Origin of the sequence: Achromobacter sp. Marseille-Q0513 (assembly GCF_018195695.1) — a bacterium.
GTDB lineage: Bacteria > Pseudomonadota > Gammaproteobacteria > Burkholderiales > Burkholderiaceae_B > Achromobacter.
Genome location: NZ_JAGTJY010000267.1, coordinates 1 through 5,726, shown reverse-complemented (window position 1 = coordinate 5,726; position 5,726 = coordinate 1). Strand labels below are relative to the sequence as shown.

Sequence of the window (5,726 nt, the reverse complement as noted above, 5' to 3'; positions counted from 1 at the left end):
CGCCCACCCGGTATCGCGAAACCGCCCTGCTGGGCAGCGCATTGCGCCACGCCGGCCAGATGCTGTCCGATACGCAAAGGCTCGCCTACCATGACCCGCTGACCTCGCTGTGCAACCGCGTGCTCTTCACGGAACTGGCGTCCCACGCGCTGGCGGCGGCGGCGCGCACCTCGCGTTCCGTCGCCATCCTGGCGATCGACCTGGACCGCTTCAAGAGCGTCAACGATACCTATGGCCACGGCACCGGCGACCGGATCCTGAAGATCGCGGCCGAGCGCATGAGCGGCGCGCTGCGCGGCTCGGACGTGCTGTCGCGCTTTGGCGGAGACGAATTCGTGGTGCTGCTGGACGCCGGCGGCCAGGATGCCGCCGAACAGGTCGCCAGGAACCTGAACGCGGCGCTTGCCGCCCCCTACCCCGGCGTGCTCGTGGATCTGAGCGGATCCATCGGCATCGCGGTCTTTCCGGACGATGGCGACACCTTGAGCCGGCTGCTGCAGGAAGCGGACAAGGCGCTGTACAGGGCCAAGGCCGCCGGCCGAAACCGCTACGCGACCGCCACGCGCTCGCATCGGGCGGCGGCGTCGGGCGCCGGCGATACGGGCGAGTGACGCACAGGCGGCGCGGCTTGAAAAGCCCGCCGCAAGCACCTATCATGGCGCATCTGATCCGGCGCGCCGCCGGCCCTGATGCTCTCCGGTCCTTGCGGCCACCCCTGCCAAGCGCACTCCGTCATTCCCCGCCACCGTCCCGGTGACGCGCCGCCTCCCTGGCGGCATTGATCTCTCCACGCTTCCCCCCTTCCCCACACGTGTGTTTACACGAGGAAAGGCATGCCCCATTCCAAAACGATTGCTCTTGCGGGCAACAACGGCCCGTTGTTGTCCATGCTTTCCATGTCGGTGTTCTTCGTCGGCGCGAGCGAGTTCATGCTCTCGGCGATGCTGGACCCGCTCGGTCGCGCCTTCGGCGTCGATTCCGGCCAGATCACCTGGCTGGTCTCCAGCTATGCCCTTGCGTATGCGCTCGCCGCGCCCGTCTTCGGACATCTGTCAGACCGCATCGGACGGCGTCGACTCCTGCTGATCGCCCTGTTCCTGTTCGCGTTGGACGGCTTGGGCATCGCGCTCGCGCCCACCTTTGAAATAGCGGTGGCGCTGCGGATTCTTGGCGGCCTGGCCTCGGCCGTCATCATTCCCAACGCCTTCGCGTTGGTCTCCGAACGCTTGCCGCGCCAGCGTCATGCGGCGGCGATGGGCGTCGTCATGCTCGGCATGACGGCGGGCATCGCGACCGGCCCGGCCATCGCCGGTGTTCTCACCGGCTGGATAGGCTGGCGCGCGCCTTTCTTGCTGGTCTCGGCGGGCTGCCTCGCCGCCTTTCTCGTCGGCCGCATGGCCATGCCCGGCGGTCGCGCCTCAACGGCGGCGACGGTTCCGGCCGCGCAGCGCCCGCTGCGATGGCTGCGCAAGCCGGACATCGTGCGCCCCCTGCTCGCCAAGGGACTGTGGAACGGGACAGGTGTCGCCGCCTTTCTGCTGTCGGGAGAAGTCCTGCGCCTGCGCTATGCCCTGGACGTGGCCCAGGTCGGACTGAGCACGGCCGCATTCGGCATCGGACTCGCCGTGGGCAATCTTTCCGCCGGCGCGCTGCGACGCCTGGGTTCCGGCGAGGAACGCGCGCTGTTCATCACCAATGTGCTGCTCGTCGCATCGGTCGCCGCGTTCTACCTGCCGCCCTTGCCCTTGTGGGGCGCGCTCGCCTGTCTGGCCGCGTGGGGAGCATCCCTGGGGGCAGGCGCCCCGTTGGCCACCACGGTGCTGGCCAACCGCGCGGACCGCGACAAGGGCGCGGCGCTGGCGGCGGCGGAAACCTTGAACAACCTGTCCATTTTGTCGTTCCTCCCGCTGGCGGCGACACTGCTCGCGCAAGGGAAGCCCACTCTGGCCGCGACCGTCTTCCTGGCGGGCCTGGGCCTGGGCGCTGTCCTGACAGTCCACGATGCCGTGAGGGCGAATCGACGATCCTCCCTGGCCGGCGCCAAAGAAAGCTGATGCCGAGCCGCGGTGCCAGCGCGCTTGTTCAAGCAGATTCAGCTCCGCGCGTGCAAACAAAAAGGCTTAGCCCAGAATGTGAGCTAAGCCTTTGATTTAATTGGTCGGGGCGGCGGGATTCGAACTCGCGACCCTCTGCTCTCAAAGCACATAAAAGTAGGATTGGGGCGGTCCGATCCGGATGCCTCTGGAATCAGATAGATCCTTTATCCATGCGGCTTTACAAGGAATCACCGCCAACCAGTGCGCCCATAAGAGCACCGGCCAAACCGCCGAAGAGCGAGCCAACCGGCCCGGCAACCATGCCGAGCGTCGCACCGGTTTGCGCGCCCCCCCCCAAGGCAGCAGCGGCACTGCTGGCGGCGCCAGCTGTAGTCCCGATAACCGTACCGGTCTTGCGACCGTAGTCGAGGGTGATGATGTTCTGCGACTCGCAGCGGGGGCAAAAAAAGGGCATATCGACCTCTTGGATGATGAGAGCAGAGCAGCAGCGCTGCCCGAGCCTCCAAGTGGAGACTCCATAAGGTGATATATCGATGAGAAAATCCAGAGTGCGTGCAAACGCTGTCTTCCACCGCACGTCACCCTGTACAATATGTAACCATCAACACCCTTGCAGGGATAACATTTAGACCAAGGCGAAAAACCTCTTAGAAGCAACTGTCAGATCCGGCCGTCTTGTCCGGCCAGGTGTTTCGGCTAGAAACGGCGCAAATGCGCTATTGAACAGTGCGTCGGCGATTACGGACCTGCGTGGAACGAATGGATAAAGCAAAAACAGCATTGACAGGAAACGAAAGCAAGACCAGTACACCGTTAACTTTCCTCGACCTTTTCTCGGGATGCGGGGGATTCTCTCTAGGATTAGAAGCGGCCGGCTTAGTCTGCAAGGCCGCCGTGGACTCTAACCAATCGGCAATCGAGACATTCAAAGCAAACCATACGAAGAGTGCCCTCGGACTGGTTCGTGACCTGACCAAGTTCAGTCCAAAGGACTTGGACGAGCTTCTCGGCGGCTCGGTGCCTATTAACGTAATCGTTGGCGGACCGCCATGTCAGGGATTCTCAAAGGCCCGGATGGTGGACGGCTCGAACCACGGAGGCCGCTTGGTGCACGACGCACGCAGAGACCTCTATCAGGAATTTTTGCGGTTTGTGAATTATTACCAGCCGTCGGTCTTCATCATGGAGAACGTCCCTGGCATCAAGTCAGCAGCAGGGGGAGAGTTCTTCACCCGACTCCAAGTTGAGAGCCGAGAGCTTGGCTACCGCGTCATTCCGTACGAGGTTGAGGCATGGCGTTTCGGCGTTCCGCAGAAACGCATCCGCCAGCTCATCATCGGGACGCGGCGCGAACTTCCCCTGTTCATCCCCGACAGGTACATCCGGCCTACTCACGCCCGCGACAATGACGGCGAAGAACTGCAGCCATTAGTCTCGCTCGGTGAGGCAATAGGCGACCTGCCCGCAATCCTCGCAGGCGATGAGCAGTACGAACGTCAGTACGACAGCTCTTTGAGAGAAAAGCACATCGAGAAGTACGGCACCCGGTATATCTATGATGTGCTCCAAGCTGACAAGACGAAAGCCCTCACCGCCCATTCAGCACGTTCTCACAGTCTGCGCGACATGCGAGACTTCGCCCGGCTCCACGAAGGTGAGAACAGCAAACATGCGTTGGCTCGAGGCGTGGAAATGGAGTTCCCGTATGATCGTGAGAACTTCAAGGACCGGTATACGCGGCAGCATCGTGACCAACTGTGTTCAACCATTGTGGCGCATCTGAAAAAGGACGGGTTGATGTTTATCCACCCGACGCAGACGAGATCGCTCACACCTCGCGAGGCAGCTCGCGTTCAGAGCTTTCCCGATACGTTTACGCTTCCAGAGGCAAGAACTAACTCGTTCGCGCAGATCGGAAACGCCGTCCCTCCCTTGGTTGGCAAAGCGATGGGGATTGCCGTCCTTGAGTACATCAGTGCTGCTCACGACGGAGACAATCTTGCACCTCGATTGGACATTGAACTACCTGACGGCCGTAACGCTGCCGTTGAATTGTTAGAGAACTTCGTTGAATCCACTTATCTTCGCCCATTAGCCAATTTATCAAAAGACGATTTTCTAAGGGCGTGGTGGGCTGTGGGATTTCTTCATCCGAATCTTCACCCGGATGCAGCCTCGGATAATGGAAAGACACTAAGCCTAGGGCCAAAACGCGGCGTGAGCTTCGTCATTGAACCGGTTTATGTCCGCAGTGGATGGCCCGTTGAGTTAATACCCGTGGCTATAGAAGCACGTAGACGCTTTGACGACGGGATGCTTTCAGAAGACGAGTACTACTGCTCCGCAGCCGTTATTGCCGGAGCAGTAGCTACAGCATGTTTAAGCAACGTGCAATCACCCACAGGAAGGAAAACCAGATGAGTGTCAATGGTGTTGAGGTCATCCCGAGCGCAAAGCGCTTGATTCGTTCCTTGCGTGACATGGGGTACGAGTTCGCAGCAGCAGTAGCCGACCTCATCGACAATTCAATTGAGGCCTGTGCCAATACCATTCGTCTGGATGTAGAGTGGAACGGCGAGGACTCTTACGTCATGATTGCCGACAACGGTATTGGCATGTCTGCTGCACAGCTTAGAGAAGCACTTCGCTTTGGAGCTGAGCGGGATTACGACGCTGAAGACCTCGGAAAGTTTGGCCTAGGTCTTAAGACTGCGTCATTGAGTCAGTGTCTGAGGTTGACAGTCGCGTCCCGCCAGAACGAAGGACGAGCGGACATCAACGCCTACTGTTGGGACCTCGGCCACATAGAGGCGACAAATCGTTGGGAAATACTTCCGGTGAAGTCCACCGACCTGCAGCCACAAGCACGTCAGCACCTCAAGGAGACCACCGGTACCGTAGTCATCTGGGAGCGACTGGACCGAATCCTCGGCTACAAACGACCAGACGGTGAGATGGCTCGCAAGCAACTGACCGCCATGTGCCGCGCACTTGAGGAACATGTTGCCATGGTGTTCCACAGGTTTCTCGAAGGTGCTGTCCGGGGTAAGCGCCTAGCGATTTATCTGAATGGAAACAAAGTCGTGCCGTGGGATCCCTTTGCCCGAGCTGAGGGCAATACCCAGAAACTCGAACCCGTTGTTCTCCGAATCGAGCAGGAAAAGGGGAAGTCGGACGTGGTCTTGGAGCCTTACGTTCTCCCAGCGCAGGCGAAATTCTCGAGCCCCGAGGCATTCAGTCGTGCCTCGGGCCCCAACAAATGGAATCGACAACAGGGCTTTTACATCTACCGAGCGGACCGCATGATTCAAAGTGGCGGCTGGAGCAACCTGCGCACGCTCGATGAACACAACAAGCTCGCTCGCGTTGCGTTGTACTTCAGCCCTAAGCTTGACGAAGAATTCAAAATCAACGTGCCGAAAATGCGTGTGGTGTTACCTGCCGTCATTCGCGACGACATGCTGAAGGCCGTTGGTCCAGTTGTGAAACTCGCTAACGCCGCCTACCGCGCAGGCGAAAAAGGCACTGGCGGTGGCGGCATGCCCCCCCCCCCCCCGACCCGCCCCCACCCCGCCTCCTCGGGCCGGGGACCGGCCGCCGACCGGGGGGCGCCGGTGCGAACGGGTGGACCTGCCGCCACAGACGCTGTACCGGCTGGCCGGCGTCGGC

General features: G+C 60.8%; 4 protein-coding genes. All 4 read left to right on the top strand.

The genetic code is table 11. The features are described 5' to 3' along the window. A partial coding sequence (locus KDH83_RS29025) for a GGDEF domain-containing protein (RefSeq protein ID WP_212322185.1) occupies positions 1-611 on the top strand: 611 nt, incomplete at its 5' end. 222 nt (positions 612-833) lie between these two features. Beyond that, entirely contained in the window at positions 834-2,054 is a 1,221-nt protein-coding gene (locus KDH83_RS29020; RefSeq protein ID WP_212322183.1) for an MFS transporter, read from the top strand. A gap of 762 nt (positions 2,055-2,816) precedes the next feature. Then, positions 2,817-4,478: a DNA cytosine methyltransferase gene (locus KDH83_RS29015; RefSeq protein WP_212322181.1), complete on the top strand. Its 1,662-nt coding sequence runs from the start codon at positions 2,817-2,819 to the stop codon at positions 4,476-4,478. Beyond that, on the top strand, positions 4,475-5,726 hold a 1,252-nt coding region (locus KDH83_RS29010; protein ID WP_212322179.1), incomplete at its 3' end, for an ATP-binding protein. The genes KDH83_RS29015 and KDH83_RS29010, both read left to right, overlap by 4 nt.

Coding starts and splice junctions, on each gene's coding strand:
- KDH83_RS29020 (WP_212322183.1), top strand. CDS start 834: ATGCCCCATTCCAAAACGATTGCTCTTGCGGGCAACAACGGCCCGTTG.
- KDH83_RS29015 (WP_212322181.1), top strand. CDS start 2,817: ATGGATAAAGCAAAAACAGCATTGACAGGAAACGAAAGCAAGACCAGT.